Annotated in this window: 23 protein-coding genes; 14 read left to right on the forward strand and 9 right to left on the reverse strand. The window is 62.2% G+C overall.

Annotated elements, in window-relative coordinates:
* Positions 1-5: 5 nt before the first annotated feature.
* A complete protein-coding gene (locus tag OVA24_RS19070; protein WP_345783449.1) occupies positions 6-344 on the reverse strand; it encodes a DMT family protein in 339 nt (112 codons plus the stop codon).
* Positions 345-382: 38 nt separating this feature from the next.
* Positions 383-874, reverse strand: coding sequence for a TspO/MBR family protein (locus OVA24_RS19075; RefSeq protein WP_267671722.1), 492 nt, complete (start codon positions 872-874; stop codon positions 383-385).
* Between the two features lie 307 nt (positions 875-1181).
* On the opposite strand from OVA24_RS19075, the gene OVA24_RS19080 reads away from it, so the two are divergent.
* Positions 1182-1400, forward strand: a complete 219-nt coding sequence (locus tag OVA24_RS19080; protein WP_267671724.1) for a hypothetical protein — start codon at positions 1182-1184, stop codon at positions 1398-1400.
* An 84-nt stretch (positions 1401-1484) separates the two neighbouring features.
* Positions 1485-1820, forward strand: a complete 336-nt coding sequence (locus OVA24_RS19085; protein ID WP_267671726.1) for a hypothetical protein — start codon at positions 1485-1487, stop codon at positions 1818-1820.
* A gap of 224 nt (positions 1821-2044) precedes the next feature.
* Here the strand turns inward: OVA24_RS19085 and OVA24_RS19090 are convergent, their stop codons facing one another.
* Positions 2045-2329: a hypothetical protein gene (locus tag OVA24_RS19090; RefSeq protein ID WP_267671727.1), complete on the reverse strand. Its 285-nt coding sequence runs from the start codon at positions 2327-2329 to the stop codon at positions 2045-2047.
* A 9-nt stretch (positions 2330-2338) separates the two neighbouring features.
* The gene (hemL, locus tag OVA24_RS19095) at positions 2339-3622 is read right to left on the reverse strand and encodes a glutamate-1-semialdehyde 2,1-aminomutase (RefSeq protein ID WP_267671728.1); all 1284 of its coding nucleotides are present in this window, start codon (positions 3620-3622) and stop codon (positions 2339-2341) included.
* Between the two features lie 132 nt (positions 3623-3754).
* On the opposite strand from hemL, the gene OVA24_RS19100 reads away from it, so the two are divergent.
* Positions 3755-4474 (forward strand): hypothetical protein, encoded by a 720-nt coding sequence (locus tag OVA24_RS19100; RefSeq protein WP_267671729.1) that lies wholly within the window; start codon positions 3755-3757, stop codon positions 4472-4474.
* Between the two features lie 37 nt (positions 4475-4511).
* Here the strand turns inward: OVA24_RS19100 and OVA24_RS19105 are convergent, their stop codons facing one another.
* From OVA24_RS19105 to OVA24_RS19115, 3 genes are read right to left on the reverse strand one after another with little or no spacing between them, the layout of a single operon-like run.
* Positions 4512-5918: a hypothetical protein gene (locus tag OVA24_RS19105; protein WP_267671730.1), complete on the reverse strand. Its 1407-nt coding sequence runs from the start codon at positions 5916-5918 to the stop codon at positions 4512-4514.
* Entirely contained in the window at positions 5918-6604 is a 687-nt protein-coding gene (locus tag OVA24_RS19110; RefSeq protein ID WP_267671731.1) for a hypothetical protein, read from the reverse strand. The genes OVA24_RS19105 and OVA24_RS19110 overlap by 1 nt, the downstream gene beginning before the upstream one ends.
* A gap of 44 nt (positions 6605-6648) precedes the next feature.
* Positions 6649-6939, reverse strand: a complete 291-nt coding sequence (locus OVA24_RS19115) for an FmdB family zinc ribbon protein (RefSeq protein WP_267671732.1) — start codon at positions 6937-6939, stop codon at positions 6649-6651.
* Positions 6940-7066: 127 nt separating this feature from the next.
* Between OVA24_RS19115 and OVA24_RS19120 the strand changes: the two genes are divergently transcribed.
* From OVA24_RS19120 to OVA24_RS19140, 5 genes are all read left to right on the forward strand, one after another.
* Positions 7067-7684: a L,D-transpeptidase family protein gene (locus OVA24_RS19120; RefSeq protein ID WP_267671733.1), complete on the forward strand. Its 618-nt coding sequence runs from the start codon at positions 7067-7069 to the stop codon at positions 7682-7684.
* 192 nt (positions 7685-7876) lie between these two features.
* Complete coding sequence (locus tag OVA24_RS19125) at positions 7877-8446, forward strand: hypothetical protein (RefSeq protein ID WP_267671734.1); 570 nt, start codon at positions 7877-7879, stop codon at positions 8444-8446.
* A gap of 63 nt (positions 8447-8509) precedes the next feature.
* On the forward strand, positions 8510-8860 hold the full coding sequence (locus OVA24_RS19130) for a rhodanese-like domain-containing protein (RefSeq protein WP_267671735.1): 351 nt from the start codon (positions 8510-8512) through the stop codon (positions 8858-8860).
* A 29-nt stretch (positions 8861-8889) separates the two neighbouring features.
* Positions 8890-10485: an FAD-dependent oxidoreductase gene (locus tag OVA24_RS19135; RefSeq protein ID WP_267671736.1), complete on the forward strand. Its 1596-nt coding sequence runs from the start codon at positions 8890-8892 to the stop codon at positions 10483-10485.
* A gap of 98 nt (positions 10486-10583) precedes the next feature.
* Entirely contained in the window at positions 10584-13229 is a 2646-nt protein-coding gene (locus OVA24_RS19140; protein ID WP_267671737.1) for a hypothetical protein, read from the forward strand.
* Between the two features lie 11 nt (positions 13230-13240).
* On the opposite strand, the gene cutA is transcribed toward OVA24_RS19140, so the two are convergent.
* Positions 13241-13558, reverse strand: coding sequence for a divalent-cation tolerance protein CutA (cutA, locus tag OVA24_RS19145; RefSeq protein WP_267671738.1), 318 nt, complete (start codon positions 13556-13558; stop codon positions 13241-13243).
* A gap of 35 nt (positions 13559-13593) precedes the next feature.
* Here cutA and OVA24_RS19150 point away from each other — a divergent pair, with 35 nt between their 5' ends.
* Genes OVA24_RS19150 through dxs form a run of 5 tightly spaced genes read left to right on the forward strand, consistent with a single transcriptional unit; the run spans position 13594 to position 20161 of the window.
* Entirely contained in the window at positions 13594-14751 is a 1158-nt protein-coding gene (locus OVA24_RS19150) for a sensor histidine kinase (RefSeq protein ID WP_267671739.1), read from the forward strand.
* Positions 14752-14754: 3 nt separating this feature from the next.
* Positions 14755-16122: a sigma-54-dependent transcriptional regulator gene (locus tag OVA24_RS19155; protein WP_267671740.1), complete on the forward strand. Its 1368-nt coding sequence runs from the start codon at positions 14755-14757 to the stop codon at positions 16120-16122.
* A 23-nt stretch (positions 16123-16145) separates the two neighbouring features.
* On the forward strand, positions 16146-17948 hold the full coding sequence (locus OVA24_RS19160) for an ArnT family glycosyltransferase (RefSeq protein ID WP_267671741.1): 1803 nt from the start codon (positions 16146-16148) through the stop codon (positions 17946-17948).
* A 4-nt stretch (positions 17949-17952) separates the two neighbouring features.
* Positions 17953-18282, forward strand: a complete 330-nt coding sequence (gene xseB, locus OVA24_RS19165; protein WP_267671742.1) for an exodeoxyribonuclease VII small subunit — start codon at positions 17953-17955, stop codon at positions 18280-18282.
* Complete coding sequence (dxs, locus tag OVA24_RS19170; RefSeq protein WP_267671743.1) at positions 18260-20161, forward strand: 1-deoxy-D-xylulose-5-phosphate synthase; 1902 nt, start codon at positions 18260-18262, stop codon at positions 20159-20161. Before xseB ends, dxs begins: the two co-directional genes overlap by 23 nt.
* Positions 20162-20238: 77 nt before the next feature.
* Here the strand turns inward: dxs and OVA24_RS19175 are convergent, their stop codons facing one another.
* Positions 20239-20436, reverse strand: a complete 198-nt coding sequence (locus OVA24_RS19175) for an entericidin A/B family lipoprotein (RefSeq protein WP_267671744.1) — start codon at positions 20434-20436, stop codon at positions 20239-20241.
* A gap of 312 nt (positions 20437-20748) precedes the next feature.
* On the opposite strand from OVA24_RS19175, the gene OVA24_RS19180 reads away from it, so the two are divergent.
* Positions 20749-22125, forward strand: a complete 1377-nt coding sequence (locus OVA24_RS19180) for a sigma-54-dependent transcriptional regulator (RefSeq protein WP_267671745.1) — start codon at positions 20749-20751, stop codon at positions 22123-22125.
* The last annotated feature ends 11 nt before the right edge of the window (positions 22126-22136 follow it).

Here is a 22136-nt window from a genome sequence, read left to right on the forward strand (position 1 = left end):
CCGCTTTATTTCCTGAAGATGAAAAACACCGCACCGGCCATGCAGACCGCCGCGCCCAGATAGTTCCATGTGATCTTCTCCTTCATGAAGAAGATCGCGAAGGGGACGAACACGGTGAGTGTGATCACCTCCTGCATGATCTTGAGCTGCGCAACGCTGAACGCCTGGTGGCCGATGCGGTTCGCCGGCACCTGGAACAGGTACTCGAAAAGCGCGACGCCCCACGACAGGAACGCGGCGATCCACCACGGCTTGTCCTTCAGGTCGCGCAGGTGGGCGTACCACGCGAAGGTCATGAAAATGTTGGAGATCGTGAGAAGGACGATGGTTTTCAGGCCGATCATGCCGGAGGTGTAGCCGTGGCCCGCGCCAGCCGCAAGCTTCACGCCCGGTTGAGCCAGCCGATGGCGGCGTTCAGGTAGGTGGCATACATGATCCACAGCAGGTAGGGCAGGAGCAGGACCGCGGAAAGGTGATCCACCTTTTCCGCGCTGCGGATGGTGAGCGCCAGGAATCCCCAGATGCAGAAGATGACGGCCAGCGCCCAGCCGATGGCGTGTGCGCCGAAAAAGACCGGAGTCCACGCGAGATTCAGGATGAACTGGATGACAAATAAGGTGACCGTCCCCATGGCCCGGCGGTGGACCAGCCGCCCCGCGGCGATGCCCATCAGGACATAAAGGATACTCCATACCGGACCGAACACCCACGGAGGAGGATTGCCCGGCGGTTTCGTCAGATCCTGGTACCACGCACCCCCTCCCCCCTCCATGGTCAGCCCGACGGCGAGCCCGGCTCCAAGACACACGATGACCCCGACGATCGGCCAGAGCCATGCGGAGACTTTTCCGGGAGGTGCTTCTTCATCGGTCATGGAACAAAATTCGTATGAGGTGGCGGGAATTTCAACTTCGGCCTCACAGGGTGGCGTCGTGGCTTCGCCGCGATGGTTGGGACATGCCTCCTCCCTTTCTCCGGCATCCGCATGGAGACTGGGACCGCGGGATTCATCCCGCCCCGGAGAATCCGTTTCCAGGCAACGACCGGTTCTGCGCTGCCAGCAAATCGGGGCGGGATGAATCCCGCGGTCCCAGTGCTTCGCTCCCAGCCGGAACGGCGGAACTGTCACGGAAGATTGAACCATCCTGAATAGCTGCGATACTCCGACCGTCCCACCGCCCATGAAATACCTCCTCATGTCCCTCTCCGCCATCGTCCTCTCATCCTGCGCCGGGGATCCGGGCCATTTCGACGGAGGGGACGGTCATCGCCGCGGCTCAGGAAATGCCCCGCTGCGGGGACCATCCGCCGGTGACGTCATCCGGGACACCCACTACGACCGGGCCCGGCAGAACTACGAGGACCGCACCCACCAGCGTCGCTACGGACGCTACGATTGACGCCGGGAAGTTGACTTTGCCCCGGAGCGGACACGAGCATGGGACATGATCTCGTATTTCTCCGGCTTTGCGTTTCTTTTTACCATGCCCATCCTCATCGCCCAATGGATCGGGGTTGTGAAGCTCTCGAAGCACGGACGCCGCGGCGACTGGTGGTGCATGGTCACCGGCACGGCCCTCGCCACATTGAATCCTTTTCTGCAGGTGGCCGGCGCTTTCCTTTTCCGTTCTCTTGGAGGTGACACCGTCATCTTCAATGTATTGATGTTCGGTGGCCTGTCGGCCTTGGGTGGACTTCTGTTTGCGATTGGTTTCGTTCTCCACGCCATGAGACTCTCCAATCTGCAAAACCGGATCAGCGAACTGGAAATGATGAACCTCGCCCAGGCGACGGAGCTTGAGCGGATCCGCAACCGCTGAGTCCTGTGGCTGGGGCATCTTGCCCCAGGCCGTTGCCGGGGCGTCCCGCCCCGATCATCCATCTGTTGTCCCCCAACCTATGAGCAGGCACTTCCAAGAGGATTCTCCGGAGCGAATTCGTCGAAGGCGTGAAGACTATCCGAATGGGTTTCCCATACGAAAGAACCGGAGCAAGATGCTCCGGCAACGGCCTGGGCCAAGATGGCCCAGCCACATTTGCTGATTCAGGCGTCCGGAGCCTTCACGTGGAAGGTGCCGCGGAGCCACCTGCAGCGGAACGGCTCGCCCGCTTCCTCCGGCTTCCAGCCATTGGCGCGGCCGAAGTCGATGCCCAGCGTGACCATGTTATGGCTCACCACCTTCGGCAGTTCCGCGATGAAGAGCTGGCCGTTCACACCAGCCACCAGCTCGATGACCAGCTCGTTGGTGCCGGTACGGTTCTGCATGATCCAGCGATACATGGTATCGCGGTGGTTGATGTTCTTGAAGACTTTCTGGGGAGGCGGCACGACCGGAATCTAGATATTGGAGAGCACCTTGGCAAACACCGAGAGGGTGTCATCCAGATCCGCCTCGGTGTGGGCCAGCGAGAGGAAACCGGTCTCATAGGGTGACGGGGCGATGTAGATGCCCTCCTCCAGGCAACCCCAGAAGAACTTCCGGAACAGCTCGAGGTCCTGCTTCATCACGTCGTTCACGTTCACGATCTCCCGGTCGGTGAAGAACAGGCAGAACATGGAACCGACGCGGTTGATCCGGTACGGGATGCCTTTTTCATCCATCACGCCGCGCAGGCCTTGCTCGAAATGCGCGCCGAGCTGGTCGAGCCTGGCGAAGCCGGAGGGCTTGGAAAGTTCCTTCAACTGGGCGAGACCCGCCGCCATCGCCAGTGGGTTCCCGGAAAGGGTGCCCGCCTGATAAACCGGGCCGATGGGGGCGAGCATGTCCATCACATCCGCCCGGCCGCCGAACGCACCGACCGGCAGACCGCCGCCGATGACCTTGCCGAAGCAGCTCAGGTCCGGGGTGAGGTTCTCCAGTCCCTGCACCCCCGCCTTGCCCAGGCGGAAGCCGGTCATGACTTCGTCGAAGATCAGCAGCGCGCCGTATTTTTTCGTGATCGAGGAAAGGAGGTCGAGGTAACCGGGCTTCGGCAGGACGAGGCCGGCGTTCGCGGGATAGGACTCCACGATGATGGCGGCGATGAGCTCGCCCTGCGCGGCGAAGAGGTTCTCCAGCGCCTCAACGTCATTGTAGGGCAGGACGATGGTCTTTTCCGCGAAAGCGGCGGGGACACCGGCGGAGTCCGGCTCCCCGTGGGTGAGCGCGCCGGAACCGGCGGCGACCAGCAGGGAGTCGCTGTGGCCATGGTAGCAGCCGTCGAACTTCACGATGTAGTCCCGCTTCGTGTAGCCGCGGGCCAGGCGGATGGCGGACATGGTGGCCTCCGTGCCGGAGCTGCACATGCGGACCTTTTCCACGGATGGCACCCACTCGACGATGGTGCGCGCCATTTCAACTTCATACGGGTTCGGGATGCCGAAGGAGACGCCGTCCTTCGCCACCTCATGGATCGTGTTCGTGATGACGGTGGGCGCGTGACCGAGAATGTTCGGCCCCCAGGAGCCGATGTAGTCGATGTAGGTTTTCCCGTCCACGTCCTCAATGCGGCTGCCCTTCGCCCGGCGGACGAAGAATGGCTCCCCGCCGACATTCCGGAACGCGCGGACGGGGGAGTTCACCCCTCCGGGGATCAGGGTTTTGGCGGTGGCGAAGAGTTTGGAGGAGATCGAGGAGGACATGGTGGCGGGGGGATGTTCTTCCGGAAATGCCGGGGCCGCAATCCGTGAAATTCCCTTTGAATGAATCCACCACACCGGACGTCACAGAAGAAACAGGCTTCCGTTTTCCCCGGATGCCGGTAGATTGACCCAATGAACCGGTGGCTCATCGCGCTTGTTTCCGTCGGCCTCGCGCTCTCCGCAGGGGCCCAGATCAAACGCGCGGACCGCTCCTCCCTCCTGAACTCCGACCCGGACGTGGTCTATCTGGAGGAAACGCTGAAACAGCCCATCGAGCTGGACGTCATCAAGGAAGCGCCCGTCTTTTCCGACAAGACGGGCAGCCACCGGCTGGGCTACCTGCGGGCGAACCAGCGGGTGAAACTGGAGGCCATCACGGACAAGGTCTACCGGGTGCGCGGACAGGGCCGCAGCGGGGGAATCTCCGGCTGGGTCGGGCCGTGGGCCTTCTCAGCGAAGGACCCGGACTTCGTGGAAAATCTCAAGAAACTCTACGTGCGCCAGATCGAGGTGCAGAACCTCATCGCCGCGAAGGCGGTGGCGGTGGGCATGACCACGGATGAAGTCACCCTGTCCCTGGGCAAGCCGACGAAGACCTCCATGCGCCGGACCAGCACCGGCGAGGCGGGGAGCTGGGAGTTCATCGACTACGAGGAGGTGAAGCACTACGTCACCCGCATCGACCCGGTGACCGGAGGGATCTTCCGCCAGCTCTCCCACGTCACGCAGGAGGAAAAGAGCAAGACGGCCGTCGAGTTCGAGAACGGTCTGGTCACCGCGGTGACGGAAAGCGAGAACCGTCAGGGAGGGAACGTGCGCATCATCGTGCCGCCCCTCATTTTCAGATGGTGAGAAGCGGTTCACGCGGCAGGGTGGCCCACCCCATGCCTCACTCCGGCAGCATCAACGGCTGTTGGGCGGATCTCACGGGCCTCTCTTCCTGGCCGCGGCTGAAAAGCTCATCCATGCGGTCGAGGTACTCCGACATGGGATCCGTCCGGACGTGCTTCCGCTCCTGCAGGCGCTCCTTCAGCCGCAGGTAGTCATCAAACACGCCGCTGGGATTGCGCGCCCGCGTGATTTCGAACCAGTCGAGGAAATCCACCGCCCGCTCCCCCTTCGCACGCATCAGCTCCCGGGATTGTTCGAGGGACGCCAGCCGTTCCGGCACCTTTTCCGTCTCCCAGCGCTCCATGGAGGTGAGCACCTCCTGATACTCCACCAACAGCGGACGGTAGGAGGGAAAGCTGCGGTAGCTGAGCCGCCAGATGGCATCCTGGGCCGGCTTGATCGCGTCGATCCGTTCCTTCGGCTGGAGGTCGGACAGTTCCTGCCACGCCGAGATGGGCTTCTCCGTCACGACTCCCTCCGGGCTGCGGAAATGGAAGCGCAGCGCCTCCTCCAGCCCCGCCTCCGTCTCCGCGATGGAGAGACTGTCGGACAACGGGGCCGCGCCCTTGTTCGCCATCTGCAGCGCCCACCACTTTTCGAGGCTGTTTTCGGAAAGGTTCAGTTCCGGGAAGTGCTTCCTGAGGAGCACCGGCATTTCCCCCTGGTAGCCCGCCACCTCCGTGAGGAAGGCGCGGAATCCCTCCTTGCCCATCGGCTGTTCCAGCAGCGCCATCACCAGCGCACCGGAGGAAACGCGGAACGCGAGCTTCATCGCGGTGTCCATCTGCTCCTCCGCGGGTCCGGTGACGGAGAACAACTGGTCCATCTTGTAGATGCCCCCCCGCCGGAAGAGTGATTCATAGTGGCGGCGGTCCGCCTGCTTCAATCTCCATGCGGTGGCCTCCCGCAGGCCTTCCACCAACCACGGCGGCACGTTGAATTCCTTTTCGGACTCGTTCGGCTTCCGGGTGCGCAGGGTGCGCTCATAGATCAGCGCGGATGTCAGCACGGAGGCGAACTGCTCCCGCCCGACACCACGGCCCATGTGGGCGCGGACCCGCAGGTCGAAGGCCTGGTCATTGAAAAACAGCTCCATCACCACCGGGCGGGGCGGCGCGGGTTCCCCCGGATTTCCGGAAAGCAGGATGCGGATGGGCATCACCACCTGTTCCTCCCCCTTCTCCTCGGTGAGGGCCCGGAGTTCCTCACGGGTCTGGTCCGCCAGCAACGCCATGGTCCCGCGCGCGCCACCGTCACCTCCGGTCACCCGGAACAGCCCGGACCGGCTGACCGCCTCACCCGGCGAGGCTCCGTTGTCCTCCACCACCAGGTTCGCACGCGGCGGCTCCTGCGCCACGACCAGTGGCAGGAGGGCGATGGACACGATGACCGGCGCGAACTTCATCAGAAGGGATTGATCGTTTCAGGGGAGGTGCTGCCACGCGGATCCAGGACGAGGTTCCCTTCCTCGATCTTCACCCGCGCCATCTTCTCCAGTCCGTTGGAGATCTCATCCTTGAACTGGTCTTTCAACTCGGAAAACGCCGGCATCACCAGCAGCAGCAGCCCCTGCGGCACGACCAGCTTTCCAAAGCGCCCGCCTTTCTTCAGGTTCGGGAAACTGTCCATGAAGGCACCTCCGTCGCGGTGGAGGGCGGTCGAAACACCATCGGGAGACTCCGTCTGCTCGATCCTCAGGAACATGGAAACCGTGAACGGACGGTCGAACGCGGACCGCACCATCACCACTTCCGCAACGTCCTGCTCCAGGCGGATGGCGACCCCTTCCAGTTTCACGCTGCCCCCCAGCACGCCGCCCTGTTCCATGGCCAGCGTGGCCGCCAGCCAGCGGTTCATATCCTCCTCGGAAAGGCGGAGGTCGTAGCCGCGCTCCACCGCATTGTGGAGCGCCTGTCCGAGATCCCGAGGCGGGGTGCCGGAGATCCCGCCATAGCCCTTCACGTCCGACAGGTCCTGCGGCTGCGTCGCAAAGTACAGCGCCGCCGCGAGGCCGAGGGCGACCAGGAACAGGAAGGATGAGAAGAGACGCGAGAAGCAGCCGCGGGGCTTGGTGTTCGATTCTTCGGCCATGGGTGGGTTTTTCTGGAGGAAACGGAAAACGGGGAGCCGGAGGGTCAGTCGCCGGATTTCGGAGCGGCAGGCGCCGGAGCCGGGGCGGCTTCGGATTTCGCGGCGGGGGCCGCGCCGCTGTCCGCCTTCGCGCCGGCCTGGTACGATGCGGAGCGGTAGTCGGTCTGGTAGAAGCCGCCTCCCTTGAAGATGAGGCCCGCGCCGGTGCCGAGCAGGCGCTTCACCTTCCCGTCACATCCCTCCTGCGGGCAATCCTCCAGCTTGGCGTCCTTCATGCTCTGGAACACCTCGAACGTGTGCCCGCACTTCCCGCATTGGTAATCGTAATTCGGCATAAATTTGAAATAAGATCCTTACCATTTCCCTCCCATGGCGCAACCCCGGCCTGAGTGCCCCGGGAAGACTGTTCACTTGACCTAGCACCCCGTCCGGACCATGGTCCGCGCGGAAAACCGATCCGCCATGAAGTTTCTCTCCTTACTCTCCACTTCCTGTCTCGCTGCCCTCGCCTTCACCTCCTGTGGTGGCGGGGCACCTCCCGGCTCGGACTACATGGCCGGCATCGGCGGATCCATCCACCGCCAGACCTCCGGCGGCCCGCACCACAAGCCCCCGGCGATCCCGGACGACATCTCCTACTGGGACGGTGACGGGGTCATGGGATCCCCAATGATCAAGATCAACCGCGCGCAGCAGAAGGCGTTCTTCTACAAGGGCGGCCAGTTGGTCGGTGTCTCCAAGATTTCCAGCGGTGACGAAGACCACGGCACCCCTCCCGGCGCTTACAAGATCACCGAAAAAAGCAAGGACCACCGCTCCTCCCTCTATGGCGTGTTCAAGGACGCCGCCGGTAACACCGTCGATGACGATGTGGACATCCGCCTGAAGAAGATCCCCGCCGGAGCGACCTTCGTCCGCGCGCCGATGCCGAATTTCATGCGCTTCAACGGCGGCGTCGGCATGCACACCGGCTACCTCCCCGGCTACGCCGCCTCCCACGGCTGCGTGCGGATGCCCCACCACATGTCCACCAAGTTCTTCGAGAACGTCCAGGTGGGCACCCCGGTGATCGTGGAGTGATGCCATTTTAGTGGTACCGGCCTATCACCGTCGCTGGCTGAAAGGCGGGAGGACTGTGGAGCGGTGACTTCATTCCTGGAAGACTTGGGTTGAAATGAGGATCCAGACCATGATAGTGGCCCACTATGTGGAGCCACCGCAGGTGGCGCGCTGACTTCCCTTCCCCAAGAACGCTTCCATACCCTTCAACCAATGATGCGATTGATGATAGCTGCATGTCTAGGTGTATTCCTGTCTGAAGGCGCGCGTTCGAACCCGGCTGAAATCAATGATCCATCCGGCATTTATTCGATTTCAGACCAGGAGTATGTGAATCGACTGCGCGGGATGGCCATCCCTCCACTGAGCATATTCAGCCAGTTCGGTGACTTCGACAGCTTCCTCAGAATCTGCGCACTGGGCGGATGGGATTCACACGTGATCGTAGTTGCCTTCAAAGGGTTGGCACCAAAGCAGATATTCCATTGGGAGAAGAAATGGCAGGATGACAAGGTTCGGGTCGTGATGTCCCAAAAATTCCTTCCTCCTAAGGACAGCGATCAATTCCGGAAAGAGTTCGATGTCGATGCCATCCTGGGATATTATAAGGCCAACCGAAAAATCATCCTCCCCTCAGGAGGGGAAGACAGCATCGCAACCTTGGTGGAACGAATCGATGAAAACGGCAAATACTCCGGCGTCTTTTACGGAGCGATTTACGAACGCCAGCTTTCCGATCATAATTCCAAGATTATCAAAATCATCGAAGGCGCGATGAAATAGCCATCGGGCCAAGGGCAATACGCTCATTGCCTGCGTCCATCTTCCCGGCATTTCATCTCCGCCATGCTTCCCGACCCCGCAGCCACCGCAGAGGTTTCCCCGGAATCCGTCGCCGCCTGGATCAACCTGCCGGAAGGCGAACGGCCACGCCTGATTGACTGCCGCGAGGCGGAGGAACTGGCGATCTGCCAGATCCCGGGCAATGAGTGGGTGCCGCTCGGTGAGTTTCCCGAGCGGGTGGGCGCACTGACGGATGATCCGGCGCGCGGCGTGGTGGTCTATTGCCACCACGGCATGAGGTCCCTGCGGGCCGCGCTTTTCCTGCGCTCCCGGGGATTCTCCAACGCCTTTTCCATGCACGGCGGGATCGAGCTGTGGAGTCTGGCGGTGGATCCGGAAGTTCCCCGCTATTGAGCAAACGCATTTCCCTGTTAGGCTGCGGGATGCCAGATGCCGTGGAAGCCAACCCGCCACTCCGTTACAAGGTCCTGATTCTCGGCGGCGGCTTCGCCGGAGCTTACTGCGCGAAGGCACTGGGAAAACTCCTCGGTCCGAAGGCGGTCGATGAGGTGGCGCTGGTCGCGGAACGGAACGCGATGGTGTTCCACCCGATGCTGGCGGAAGTCGCTGGTTCCGCGCTGGCCCCGCAGGATGTGGTCCACCCGCTCCGGCAGTTCTGCCGCAACGTGGACGTCCTCCAGGCAAAGGTGCAGCACATCGACTGGCAGGGGAAGAAAGTCATCGTCGATGGCGGCCGCTTCACCCGCAACCAGACCATCCATTTCGAGCATCTGGTCGTCACCCTGGGCAGCATCACCGACCTGAGCCGGGTGCCAGGCATGACCGAGCACGGGATGCCGATGAAGTCCGTGACCGACGCCCTCCGCATTCGTTCCGCCATCATCAATCGGCTGGAGGAAGCGAACCTTGCCAGTGATGAGGAGGTGCGGAAACGCCTCCTCACTTTCACCATCGTCGGTGGCGGCTACACCGGTGTGGAAACCGCCGGCCAGATCCTCGACCTGGTGAAAGGAGCGAAGGAATTCTACGCCAACCTCAACAACACGCCCGCACGGGTGGTCCTCATCCACAGCCGCGCGCATCTGCTCGAGGAGATCGGCCCGGAACTGGGCGACCACGCCCAGCGCGTGCTCGAAAGGCGGGGCATGGAGATCATTCTCAACTCCCGCGTCAATGAGGCGACCTCAGGCAGGATCACCTACAACCAGACGAACTCCATCGGAACGCACACCATCATCTCCAGCATCGGTAACGCGCCGAACCCCGCCGTCATGGATCTCTGCCGGCAGCTCGGCATCGAACCGGAGAAGGGCCGGATCCCCACCCTACCCACCATGCAGGTCGCCGGGCATCCCACCCTGTGGGCGGCGGGCGACTGCGCCGCCGTACCGTGGGACGACGAGGGGGAGATGAAGACCTCCCCGCCCACCGCCCAGTTCGCCCTCCGCCAAGGCACCCGCATCGGCCGCAACATCGCCGCCGTCCTCAAAGGGGAAAAGGCAGCCCCCTTCACCTACCGCTACATGGGACAGCTCGCCACCGTCGGCACGCGGGAGGCGGTCGCGGAAGTCATGGGCTACCGCTTCAGCGGCTTCATCGCGTGGTGGATGTGGCGCACCATCTACCTGGCAAAGCTCCCCGGCACCGCGCGGAAGCTGCGCGTCATCTTCGACTGGACCTTCGAGCTCCTTTTCCCGAGGGATCTCGCCCTGCCCGTCGCCGCAACCCCGGACCCCATGCCCTCCGTCCACTTCGAGGCCGGCGAGACGTTCATTGAAAAAGGCGACGTCTGCCGCGCCTACCTCATGGTCCGGTCCGGTCTCATCACCGCCACAGCCCCCGGAGAGGAAGACCGCCACTACGGCCCCGGCAGCATCATCGACCAGGCGGAAACCGAGAACGGCCTGTGGAAACGCAACCTCACCGCCGTGGAGAGCTCCGACGCCATCATCTTCCGCGGCCGCATGCTCGAACTCCTGAAGGGCGGCGTGAGGCTGGTGCCGGGAGCGGCGCGTTGAGAACGTTCTCCCTGACAGGCAATGGTTGGCCACCCGCATCCATCATTTGCTTGCAGGCACCGGACGGTTCCGGCATTTTCCAGGCAGCCCCACGCAGCATGTCCCACCAGCCCTTTGTCTTGCTGGTCTGTCTGCGCACCCACTGCAAGAATCTGAAGATTTCCATGGAGGCCGTGGTTCGGCTGGGGATCGCGATGACATTACTTTTGGAGCCGGTGGGGGCACAACCCGCATACGACGGAGAAACCAAGGTCAGCGTGTGGACCGCGAAGCTGGAAGCGGCCAAGGACCATGACACCCTCTCCACGCGCATCCAGGCAGTCGGAGAGTTCCTGACCGGACTGCCGGACATCTCGTTTCCGGATCCCGATGGATCGCTTTTCAATACGGGCTTTCTTGCGCGACACGAACTCCTCATGACCCAAGGGAAGGCGGTGGAACACTTCTCACGTGCCATCCGGGAGGCGAGGGAACACGCTGTCGAGCCGCGCTGGGATCTGAAGACCGGCAAGCCCATCGGACCGAAAGGCGCATGGGAGATGGACACGGCACGATGGAAGTCATTCACCGTGGCGATCGACGTGTTGGGCCTGTTGCTGGATCCGTCCGCCGTCCGGGAGCTGTGCTCGCTCCTGGACGGCCCGCAGATATATGCAACCCCCGTTGAAGATGACGGCAACAACGGCGGCTTCCTCTTTCTCCGTCTGGAAGAGAGTGCCGCGGAGAAAGTCAGGAGATTTCCCCTCATGGATCCACCTTGTCCCAGAAGAATGGAACACGTGTTTTATCTTTGGGCGGAATGGATGAAGGAACTGCGGTCCGGAAGCCGCACGCTGGCATTCATGGGAGACACGAGCGGCTATCGCTTCATGCCCGATGGAACCTTGGAAGCATTCCCCCGCGACCCATCCCACGACAACGCGAGATGGTTCCTGAAAGGTGGGGACGCCGTCGTGAACGATCCCGTTTCCACAGGGATATCCCTCGGCAGGGCGTTGAGATTCGATCAAATTCCGCGGCGGGTGCTGGAACGCGCGACCAGCCCGCTGTCGTTGGTGGTCGATGATGAAGACAATAGGGGCAGGGATGTCATCATCTATCTGGTGAACCGCACTGGTGAACCCGTGAAAGGGATCGTAGGAGGTTACGATCTGATCACGAGCGAGGTGTGGCTGCGCGGGAGATGGCAATCCCGGGAAGAAATCAAAGGAATCTGCGGGACAGGAATCCGTCCCCGGGATCTTCCCGCCGGCCACGCCACCGCAATATTGGGAAGGTCTCCCGTGGCAGGAGACATCGGCGGCAGGATCCGCTACCGCCTCGGAAAATTTCTCTCCGAACCACAGGATGGCCGCTACAACCTCAAACAGGTCGAAAAGATGGAGGCACGCACCCTTGCGACTATCCACGGCCCATGGAGACATGGAGGCACCGTGGAAAACAATTGGAGCAAGGGCCAAGCCGCCTCCAACCCGGAGGAATTCATGGCGATACTGGAACTGAAGCGATCCTTATGCGGCTTCGCCCCTGCGGATCGTCTCGGATTCCAACGATGGCTGGCGGATCGCCAGCGCGCTCCCGAAAGCACCCCGGAGGAAATATCAACCTACCGTAGGATGGAAGAAGTGCTGGCACGACCTTCCGAGCCGGACGGCAACCTCCAAACGCTCCTCGAACGATGCCTGGGCGCCCTCGGGCATGAGGGCAGGAAAGCTTTCGGCACCCCTGAAAGGTGCCGGGTGGCGACGTGGAGGTATCTTTTCGAGGTGATGAACTACCAATCCCACCTCCCGCCCACACTCCGGGCCACCTTCTCACCGGAGAGCATCCGGAGACTGGGCGTCCAAACCAAGCTCGCTCTGGATTCCCACGACATGGCGGAGCGCGAGATCGCCGCCCGGATGGCAGCGTACACACAGGCATTCGACCTGGGCATACCACTGGACACCTTCCGTGCTTTCCTCGAACAACCGCAACTGGCCCCGCACGGCCTAGGAGGCCTTTCATTGAGGGGACAGAAGCAGGAAAGCATCCGCTGGCTTGTCGAAAACGTGATGCGCGACGATCTCGACATTCTCGCCTGCTTCCGCGCGGCAAGTTACGGGAAAAGAACTGACTGGACTGAGTCCGAAGAGAAAATGATGCCGCATCTTTTCCACCGCGATCCCCTTGGTACGATCGCGATCCTCGGATTACATCGGGATCGCCTGCCTCATCACAGATTCCCCCCAAACTGCGTGGAGGATCTGCGCACATTCCTCCGGACGGAAATCTCGGGAAAAGGAAGGACCCGCTGGAAAACGGATGGCCCCATCATCCGCCCCAACGAGCACCAGCCCATCCCAGCCCACCGGTTGGCAACAGGACTGAGATTTCTGGTGGAACTGGGGGCCGACGAAGATCTGGCGCTGCTCCAGTCCGCCCTGGATCATCCGGCCTCCTATCAATCAGCAGCCAGAGGATATCCCGTTGTCTTCTTTCCCTTGCGATCTGAGGCGAAAAATCTCCTCCGCATCGGGAAACTACCGGTCCCTGAAGGCATCGTAACCGAGATTGAGCTGAAACCCTCGCCCGGGTTGGAGCCACCCATCCCGGCTGTCGGGTATTGGACTGACAGGATCTCCGGACAGATCCAGGGGAACACCACCCCTCTGCGATGGACGAGCGGTGTTCTCCTCGCGTCGTCGATCTGTGGGTGGTGGTTTCTGAGGAAATCACGAAGGCGTTCGGAATCACCTGAATGAAGGTGACTCTCTCACACCCCCACCTGCTCCATGATCCACCGGCCATAAGCCGCCGAGACATCCGCCGTGCGGAGGGCCACGACCTCCGGCACGTCATAGGGGTGGAGGGCGAGCAATTCGTCGCGGAAGGCTGGGAAGCCCGCCGCGGTGGTCTTGAAGATGGCCATGACTTCGCCGGCCGTTTCGATCTTGCCCTGCCAGCGGTAGATGGAAGTGAGGCCGGGCAGAAGATTCACGCACGCAGCCAGTTGCTTTTCCACCAGCAGCGTGCCAATCTGTCGCGCCTTTTCCTCATCAGGAAATGTCGAGATGACCAGCAAGAGATCCATTCCCCTGCTTAACCGATAACCGAACTTCCAGAAAGGTGAAACCCGGCTTCCTCGACAAACTCGTTTCCCGGCTGGACAGCGTGGACCCGGGGGAGGTGCACCAACTGGTGACCCGCCTGATCCGGGAAAAGGGCACGCTGACGAAGGTGTTCGAGGCACTGCGGGAGGGGGTCATCATCCTGGACCCGGAAAGCCGGGTGGACTTCATGAACACGGCCGCCTGCCAATTTTTCGGACTGGACCCGAAGCGGGCAACCGGGGAACTGATCGCCAGCCAGATCCGCGGGCTGGACTGGGAAAGCCTCGCCCGGCCCGGGCATGCCGTGTCCCGGGATCTGGAGGTGTTCTACCCGGACCACCGCTATCTGAATTTCTACCTCGCTCCGATCGAGGACTCCGGCGCGCCGCTGGGCCACGTGATGCTGGTGCGCGACCTGACAACCACCCGGGCGGAGGCGGAGGAAACGCTGGAGACGGAACGGCTCAACGCGCTGACCCTGCTGGCGGCCGGGGTGGCCCATGAAATCGGGAATCCACTCAACTCGCTGGACATCCACCTCCAGTTGATGGGGCGGAAGCTGCGCAAGCTGGCCGCCGGGGACCGTGGTCCGCTGGAGGAAAATCTGAAGACCGCCCGCCAGGAGATCCAGCGGCTGGACACCATCCTCAAGCAGTTCCTCCACGCCGTCCGGCCGACGAAGCCGACCCGCGAGCGGTGCGACCTGCATTTCCTGCTGAAGGAAACGCTGAAGCTGCTGGAACCGGAGCTGGCGTCCCGCAACATCGCCGTGGAGCTGGACCTGGCGGAGTTCCTGCCCCCCGCCAATGTCGATGGCGGCCAGTTCCAGCAGGTTTTCTACAACCTGATCCGGAATGCCTACCAGGCGCTGCCAGGGCAGAACGGCCGCATCAGCATCCGCACCCGGTTCACCGAATACGAGTTCGTCATCACCATCGAGGATAACGGCACCGGCATTTCCCCGGAGCACATGGGGGCCTTGTTCGAGCCCTACCGCACCACGAAGTCCTCCGGCTCCGGGCTGGGCCTGCTCATCGTGCGCCGGATCATCCGCGAACACGGCGGGGAGATCGAGATCGACAGCAAGGAGAACTCCGGCACCCGCATCCACATCCACCTGCCGCGCGGCGACCGCAGCCCGCGGTTGCTCGCTTCACCCACCATCGACCTCTGACCCATGCTCCCCACCCTCCTCATCGTCGATGACGAACGCGCCACGCGCGAAGGCCTCCGCAGCGCGCTGGAGGAGGAGTTCGACGTCTATACCGCTTCCGGGGTGGAGGAGGCGCTGACGATCCTGAAGTCCGAGCCGATCCAGCTCCTGCTGACCGACCTGCGGCTGGGCGGGGACTCCGGGATGGACCTGCTGGAGATGGCGCAGAAGCTGCCGGAGCCGCCCGTTTCCCTGATCATGACCGCCTACGGCTCCGTGGACACCGCGGTGGAGGCCATGCGGCGCGGGGCCTGGCACTTCGTTACGAAGCCGCTCAACCTCGACGAGGTGGAGATGCTGCTGAAGCGTGCGCTGCGCGGGCGGACGCTGGAGACGGAGAACCGCCAGCTCGTCACCCAGGTCAAGCAGGCGCACAAGATCGACAAACTGATCGGCAAATCCCCGGCGATGAACCGGGTGTTCGACCTGATCCGCCAGGTGGCGCCCACCCGCGCCACCATCCTCATCGAGGGTGAGTCCGGCACCGGCAAGGAGGTGGTGGCGAACACCCTGCACCATCTCTCCGGGCGGCCTGTTGGAAAGATGGTCACGGTGAACTGCGCCGCCCTTTCCCCGCAGTTGCTGGAGAGCGAGCTGTTCGGCCATGAGAAAGGCGCGTTCACCGGCGCGGCGCAGAAGCGCATCGGCAGGTTCGAACAGGCAGACGGCGGCACGCTGTTCCTGGATGAGATCGGGGAAATCGACGCGCCCACCCAGGTGAAGCTGCTGCGGATGCTGTCCGAACGGACGATCGAGCGGGTGGGATCCAACACCCCGATCAAGGTGGATGTCCGGGTCATCACCGCGACCAACAAGAACCTGCTGTCACTGGTGGAGCAGGGAACGTTCCGGGAGGACCTCTATTTCCGCCTGAATGTGGTCAAGCTGGAGATGCCTCCGCTGAGAACCCGGCGCGAAGACATCGTCCTGCTGGCCAACAGCTTCCTGGGCGAGTTCGCCAAGGAGAACGACCGCCCTAAGAAGCCCCTGACGGACGGGGCCATGCAGTTGCTGCTGTCCTACCCATGGCCGGGCAACGTCCGGGAGCTGCGCACGGCCATCGAGCACGGGGTGGTGATGAGCAACGATCCCGTCATCGATGTCCGTCATCTGCCCCAATTCCTTCATTCCGCGCCAATTCCGAAGATCGACGCGCCGTTGCTCCTCAAAAACCCGCTTGTCGCGCCTGCCGATTTCAACTTGCATGCGCTTGAAAGCAACGCGATCCGCGGTGCCCTCGCCGCGGCGGGTGACAACCGGACCCGCGCCGCCGAACTGCTGGGAATCAGCCGCCGCACACTTCAACGCAAATTGAAGGAATTCAATTTCTGACGACCCCCATTCCAACTCCACCTATGAGCCAACGCCCTGTCCTGGAAAAAGGCACTCTGATCCGCCGCACGGTTTTCATCCTGGTCCTGATCATCCTCACCTTCGCCAACCTGTTCGCGCTGTTCAAAGGACTGAACGCCCCCAAGGGGATGGAGCAGGCACAGATCGCCCGTGAAATCGCACGGGGCAACGGATTCTCCACGAAGATGATCAGCCCCGCCGCCTATGACATGGCCTCCAAGGGTTTTTCCGAGACCGTGGCCCTCAAAGACTTCAAGGACACCTACCACGCGCCGCTCAACCCCCTGGTCAACTCCGTGGTGCTGCGTCTGATCGGCGCGAACGAAGCCGACGCCTGGCCGATGAAGGAAAAGGAGATGGTGTTTCCCCTGGACCGGGTCATCGCGGCCATCTCGACGCTGTTTTTCCTGATGTCCATCGCGGTCACCTACCTGCTGGTGACGAGGATATTCGACCCGAAGATCGCCGCCGTCACGGCCATCATCATGCTGTTCTGCCAGACGTTCTGGGACTTTTCGCTCAGCGGACTGCCGCAGATGCTGATGCTGCTGCTGTTCACCTCCGGCCTCTACTTCGTCTACCGGGCGGTTGAGGCCCAGGCGGAAGGACGCCTCCCCTTTGTCCCGGCCCTCATCGCAGGGGTTTTCTTCACCCTGCTCGCCCTCACGCACTGGATGACGGTGTGGATCGCGCTGGGCTACGTCATCTATGCCGCGCTGGCGTTCCGCCCCCGGGGTGTCATCGGCGCGGCGGTCATCGTGCTCATTATCCTCGCCGCGGTCGGCCCGATGCTGCGCGCCTACCGGGTCACGGATTCGCCGTTCGGTGCCGCGTTCCTCAGCCTCTACAACGGCGTGGGCATGGGCACGGAGGAAGCGGTGATGCGCGGGCACGACCTGACGGAAGCGGCGGCGGTGACGGACGGCCTGGTCATGAAGATCGTCCGCACCACGCTTCTCCAGACCATGGACATCATCCCGCTGCTTGCGGGCATCGTGGTGGCCCCGTTGTTCTTCCTTTCCCTGCTGCATCCCTTCAAGCGCGCGCCGATCGCCAACTTCCGCTGGGTGCTCCTGCTGATGTGGGTGACCACCGCGGTCGGCCTGTCGTTTTATGGAGTCTCCAGCAAAGGGCTGGACCCGAACCAGCTCCACCTGCTGTTCGCCCCCATCATGGCGGCCTACGGGATCGCCTTCGTGTCGATCCTCTGGTCACGCCTCACCGTGGTGAACACCACGCCATTCATGAGGAACACGCATCTTTACGTGATCGTCCTCGTGTGCGCGATGCCCATGATGATCATCCTGCCGCGGCAGGTCATCAATGGTATGAACATGCGCGACAGCGGCGGCCTGCCCCATTGGCCGCCCTACTACGCGCCGGCGCTCAACATCGGCCTGAAGAAGGTGGTGAAGGAAAACGAGATCGTCGTGGCGGACCAGCCATGGGCGGTGGCGTGGTATGCGGACCGGGTCAGCCTGTGGCTGCCCACGACGCGGAGGGGTTTCGAGAAGTTCGAGACCATCGCGGCGGATTCCCAGACACCGTTGACCGGCATCCTGATTTCCCCGGTCTCCAACCAGCACGGCTCCATTGCGGAGATCTACCAGCAGTACCAGGACTTCACCTCGCTGGTCATCGACGGCCGGACCTATGCCTCCACCTCCGGCCTGCGCACCTTTGACAAGGATCCGAAGCTGGAAGGCATCGCCAAACGCTATCCCTATCCCCTGCCACTGTTCGGCGTGGACATGATCTTCTACAGCGACCGTGCGATCCGCTCCACCTCAGAACCCGGCCGCTGAACCGATGGCAAAGCAGAATCCAGCATCCACCCCCAAGGGCGGCCCCAGCTTCGAGGAGGCCATCAGCAATCTGGAAGCCATCGTGGAGGCCATGGAGCACGATCAGCTCCCCCTGGGCGAGCTCGTGGAACACTATGAAAAGGGGACGACCCTCCTCAACACGTGCGAATCCCTCCTCAAGGAAGCCAAATCCCGGATCGAACTGATCACCCTCCGAAATCAGACGGAAATCGGGCTGGAAACCGACACTGATCCCGCGCACATTCCCGGGCCCGCCAGCGCCGCCCGCCCCGCGGCCGATCCCGACGACGATGACGACATCCGCCTCTTCTAAGCCCGACCAACCTCCGGCACTCGGACCGCTGCTTTCCTCGATCCATTCGCCTGATGACGTCAAGCATCTGGCGGATGACGAGCTGCCCCTCCTGGCGGAGGAAATCCGGCACTCGCTGATCACCTCGCTCTCGAAGACCGGCGGCCACCTGGGCCCCAACCTGGGGGTGGTGGAGTTGTCCATCGCCCTGCACCGGGTGTTCTCCACCCCGGAGGACAAATTCGTCTTCGATGTGGCCCACCAGGGCTATGTCCACAAGATGCTCACCGGAAGGGCGGACCAGATCCACACCATCCGTACCTACAAGGGGCTGAATGGATTCCTTCTGCGCTCGGAGTCCGAGCATGACGCCTATGGCGCCGGACATGCCGGCACCGCCCTCTCCGCCGCACTGGGGATGGCCGCCGCGCGGGACCTCACCGGCGGGGGCAACCACGTGGTTGCCGTGGCCGGAGACGCCGCGTTCACCTGCGGACCGACCCTGGAGGCGCTCAACAACATCGCGGAGACCACCCGGAAGTTCATCGTCGTCCTCAACGACAACGAATGGTCGATCGACAAGAACGTCGGTGCCATCGCCCGCTATTTCAACGCCCTGCAGACTCATCCGACCTATTCCGAAATCCGTGGCAAAGCGGCGGACTTCGTGGAGAAAGTCGCCGGCCGGGCCATCCGTTCGCTCGCCCACAAGGTCGAGGAAGGGGCGAAGAACCTGCTGTTCCCCAACGTCCTTTTCGAGAAATTCGGCCTGCGCTACTTCGGCCCGATCGATGGCCATGACCTGCCGCTGCTGGTCAAAACCTTCGAGCATCTGAAGACGCTGCAGGAACCCGTGGTCCTGCACATCATCACAGAGAAAGGCCGCGGCTACCAGCCCGCCCTCGACAACCCCGGGAAGTTCCACGGACTCGGCGCGTACAAGATCGAGGACGGCTCCACCGACGTGACGACCTCCCCCACCTGCTCCGAGATCTTCGGGCGGACGGTGACGGACATTGCGAAAAAAGATCCGAAGGTCGTCGCCATCACCGCGGCAATGCCGGGCGGAACGAAGCTGGACATTTTCAAGAACGAGCTGCCGGAGCGGTATTACGACGTGGGCATCGCGGAGGAACACGCGGCATTGTTCGCCTGCGGCATGGCGACGGAGGGGCTGCGGCCCTTCCTGGCGATCTACTCCACCTTCATGCAACGGGCCTATGACATGATCATCCACGACATGGCGCTGCAGGGACTGCCGGTCCGCCTGTGCATGGATCGCGGCGGACTGTCCGGAGATGACGGCCCCACCCACCACGGGCTTTTTGACATCGGCTACCTGCGCCACATTCCCGGCCTCATCCACATGCAGCCGAAGGATGAGAACGAACTCGTCAACATGCTCCACACGATGGCCGCGTATGACGCCGGCCCGTCCGCGATCCGCTACCCGCGGGGCGTGATCAAGGGCACCCCCATCTCCGCGACGCCGGAGATCCTTCCCATCGGCAAGGCGGAAGTCGTGGCGGACGGCACGGACGTCGCCCTCATCGGACTGGGCACCATGTTCGAGATGGCGGAACGCACCAAGCTGGCGCTGGAGGCCAAGGGCCTCTCGGTCGCGCTCATCAATCCTCGCTTCATCAAGCCGCTGGACGCCGCGGTGCTGGAGCAGTTCGCCTCACGCTGCAAGGTGCTCTGCACCTTTGAAGACCATGTGCTGCTCAACGGATTCGGCGCATCCGTCATCGAACATCTCCACGGTGCCGGGATCCACACTCCCGTGGAGCGGATCGGTTGGCCGGATGAGTTTGTCGAACATGGCAAGCCGGAGACCCTCCGCGCCCTCCATGGACTGACCGCGGAGGCTGCGGTCGAAAAAATTTCCCGCCACTTTTGAGTGGCGGGAAAGGGTAAGAAGCGCGGACGGAATCGTCCGTGATCTTACGTCGGGGCTCGAGCCATGCCACCCGTGAATCAGTTGGCGCCGCCGGTGCGGTCAGCCGCGTTTTCGATCTTGTTACCCACTTTTTTCACGTCACGACCGAAGCCCTTTGACGTGGCGCAGGAGGTCGTGGAAAGCGCGAGCGCAGCCGTCACCATCAGTGCGGAACCGCAGAGAAGGATACGATTGAAGTGGTTTGCGGCGGTTTTGGAGATGACTACAGGATTCATAGTGACCTCCTTTATTGCATTGAGCAGGCCAACCCAACCCGACGATCACAAGTCTCTTAAAATCAATATTTTTACTAAATTTATCAACGTTGAAAAAGAAACCACTTAATTGCAATTTGCAGTAACTTGGTGAGATTCGCAGTCCATTGCATTATGCTGAGGCGGGATCATTTAGTTGCATTATGCAGTGAAACCTATCAGAAATGACCTCCTGAATAAAACTTATGTCATTCATTTCCTAGCAGTTGCATTGAATATCATCAACGGCATGGAATCTGGTAAAGAACCCCAACAGAAGAAGCCCCTCCTTGCATGGATATCCTGATCGTCGATGACCAAAAATCAATCCGCCTGACCACCTCTCTGGCCCTCGAAGCCGAAGGCCACTACGTCGAAACCGCCGAAGACGGCGATTCCTGCCTGCGGAGAGTCAAAGAAGAGAATTTCGATCTGGTCTTCCTCGACCTCCGCCTCGGCGACGAGGACGGACTGGAGATCCTCCAGAAAATACTCGGGATCAAGCCGCGGCAGTTGGTCACCATTTTTACGGCCCACGCATCGGTCGCCACGGCGGTGAAGGCCACCCAACTGGGGGCATTCGACTATCTGGAGAAGCCATTCACCCCTGACCAGCTCCGGGCCATCCTGATCAAGGCGAAGAAGGCCCTGCAGACGCAAGGTGAGGTGGTGCGCCTCCAGGAAACGGTGCAGGAACTGAAGTCCGAGGCGAAACATTCCTCGCCTCCACTGCGGTTCACCTCGGAAGACAAGAGGACGCATGAGGAGTTCGACATCCTCTTCCGCGCGGCGGCGACCAATGCCTCCGTCCTGATCCTCGGCGAGAGCGGCACCGGCAAAAGCGTGATCGCCCGCGAAGTGCATGAACGGAGCCACCTGCGGGACAAGCCGTTCGTCACCGTGAGTTGCCCCAGCCTTTCCAAGGAACTTCTGGAGAGCGTCCTCTTCGGCCACATGAAGGGATCGTTCACCGGCGCGGTGAAGGACACCTGGGGCAAGGTCCACGCCGCGGAAGGAGGCACCTTGTTCCTCGACGAGATCGGCGAACTGCCGATGGAGATCCAGCCGAAGTTGCTGCGCCTGCTCCAGGAGCGTGAGTACGAGCGCCTGGGGGAAAACAAGGTCCGGCAGTCCAACGTGCGCGTCATCGCCGCCACCAACCGCGACCTTCCCGCACAGATCGCCGCAGGCCACTTCCGGGAAGATCTGTATTACCGCCTCAATGTCATCAGCATCACAGTGCCGTCGCTGCGCGACCGCCCCATCGACCTCTACCGCTTCGCCTGTGACTATCTCTCTTTCTTCGCGGGCCAGATGGGACGCAAGGTGGAGGGCTTCAGCGAGAATGGCCGCTCGTCGCTGATGAGGCACGGTTGGCCGGGCAACCTGCGGGAACTCCGCAACGCCATCGAAAGGGCGGCCATCCTTGCCCGCGGCAACAAAATCGAGGCGGAGGATCTTCCCCGCCCCACCCCGGTCTCGGCGAACACGGCGAGCCGCGACCCAGCCTCCGGTCTCTGCATCGGCGGCGAACACACCATCGACGAGATCGAGCAGGCCCACCTGCTGCGCGTTCTGGAATGGGCACCGTCCCTCCAGGATGCCGCGTCGATCCTTGGCATCGACAAAGCCACGCTCTACCGGAAGCGGAAGCGTTACGGGATCGAATGACATCTCACGGC

Origin of the sequence: Luteolibacter sp. SL250, assembly GCF_026625605.1 — a bacterium.
Lineage (GTDB): Bacteria > Verrucomicrobiota > Verrucomicrobiia > Verrucomicrobiales > Akkermansiaceae > Luteolibacter.

What these genes read in the sequence shown, in the direction of transcription:
- OVA24_RS19070 (WP_345783449.1), bottom strand. Translation starts at nt 344, where the DNA reads ATGATCGGCCTGAAAACCATCGTCCTTCTCACGATCTCCAACATTTTC.
- OVA24_RS19075 (WP_267671722.1), bottom strand. Translation starts at nt 874, where the DNA reads ATGACCGATGAAGAAGCACCTCCCGGAAAAGTCTCCGCATGGCTCTGG.
- OVA24_RS19080 (WP_267671724.1), top strand. Translation starts at nt 1,182, where the DNA reads ATGAAATACCTCCTCATGTCCCTCTCCGCCATCGTCCTCTCATCCTGC.
- OVA24_RS19085 (WP_267671726.1), top strand. Translation starts at nt 1,485, where the DNA reads ATGCCCATCCTCATCGCCCAATGGATCGGGGTTGTGAAGCTCTCGAAG.
- hemL (WP_267671728.1), bottom strand. Translation starts at nt 3,622, where the DNA reads ATGTCCTCCTCGATCTCCTCCAAACTCTTCGCCACCGCCAAAACCCTG.
- OVA24_RS19100 (WP_267671729.1), top strand. Translation starts at nt 3,755, where the DNA reads ATGAACCGGTGGCTCATCGCGCTTGTTTCCGTCGGCCTCGCGCTCTCC.
- OVA24_RS19105 (WP_267671730.1), bottom strand. Translation starts at nt 5,918, where the DNA reads ATGAAGTTCGCGCCGGTCATCGTGTCCATCGCCCTCCTGCCACTGGTC.
- OVA24_RS19110 (WP_267671731.1), bottom strand. Translation starts at nt 6,604, where the DNA reads ATGGCCGAAGAATCGAACACCAAGCCCCGCGGCTGCTTCTCGCGTCTC.
- OVA24_RS19115 (WP_267671732.1), bottom strand. Translation starts at nt 6,939, where the DNA reads ATGCCGAATTACGATTACCAATGCGGGAAGTGCGGGCACACGTTCGAG.
- OVA24_RS19120 (WP_267671733.1), top strand. Translation starts at nt 7,067, where the DNA reads ATGAAGTTTCTCTCCTTACTCTCCACTTCCTGTCTCGCTGCCCTCGCC.
- OVA24_RS19125 (WP_267671734.1), top strand. Translation starts at nt 7,877, where the DNA reads ATGATGCGATTGATGATAGCTGCATGTCTAGGTGTATTCCTGTCTGAA.
- OVA24_RS19130 (WP_267671735.1), top strand. Translation starts at nt 8,510, where the DNA reads ATGCTTCCCGACCCCGCAGCCACCGCAGAGGTTTCCCCGGAATCCGTC.
- OVA24_RS19135 (WP_267671736.1), top strand. Translation starts at nt 8,890, where the DNA reads ATGCCAGATGCCGTGGAAGCCAACCCGCCACTCCGTTACAAGGTCCTG.
- OVA24_RS19140 (WP_267671737.1), top strand. Translation starts at nt 10,584, where the DNA reads ATGTCCCACCAGCCCTTTGTCTTGCTGGTCTGTCTGCGCACCCACTGC.
- cutA (WP_267671738.1), bottom strand. Translation starts at nt 13,558, where the DNA reads ATGGATCTCTTGCTGGTCATCTCGACATTTCCTGATGAGGAAAAGGCG.
- OVA24_RS19155 (WP_267671740.1), top strand. Translation starts at nt 14,755, where the DNA reads ATGCTCCCCACCCTCCTCATCGTCGATGACGAACGCGCCACGCGCGAA.
- OVA24_RS19160 (WP_267671741.1), top strand. Translation starts at nt 16,146, where the DNA reads ATGAGCCAACGCCCTGTCCTGGAAAAAGGCACTCTGATCCGCCGCACG.
- xseB (WP_267671742.1), top strand. Translation starts at nt 17,953, where the DNA reads ATGGCAAAGCAGAATCCAGCATCCACCCCCAAGGGCGGCCCCAGCTTC.
- dxs (WP_267671743.1), top strand. Translation starts at nt 18,260, where the DNA reads ATGACGACATCCGCCTCTTCTAAGCCCGACCAACCTCCGGCACTCGGA.
- OVA24_RS19175 (WP_267671744.1), bottom strand. Translation starts at nt 20,436, where the DNA reads ATGAATCCTGTAGTCATCTCCAAAACCGCCGCAAACCACTTCAATCGT.
- OVA24_RS19180 (WP_267671745.1), top strand. Translation starts at nt 20,749, where the DNA reads ATGGATATCCTGATCGTCGATGACCAAAAATCAATCCGCCTGACCACC.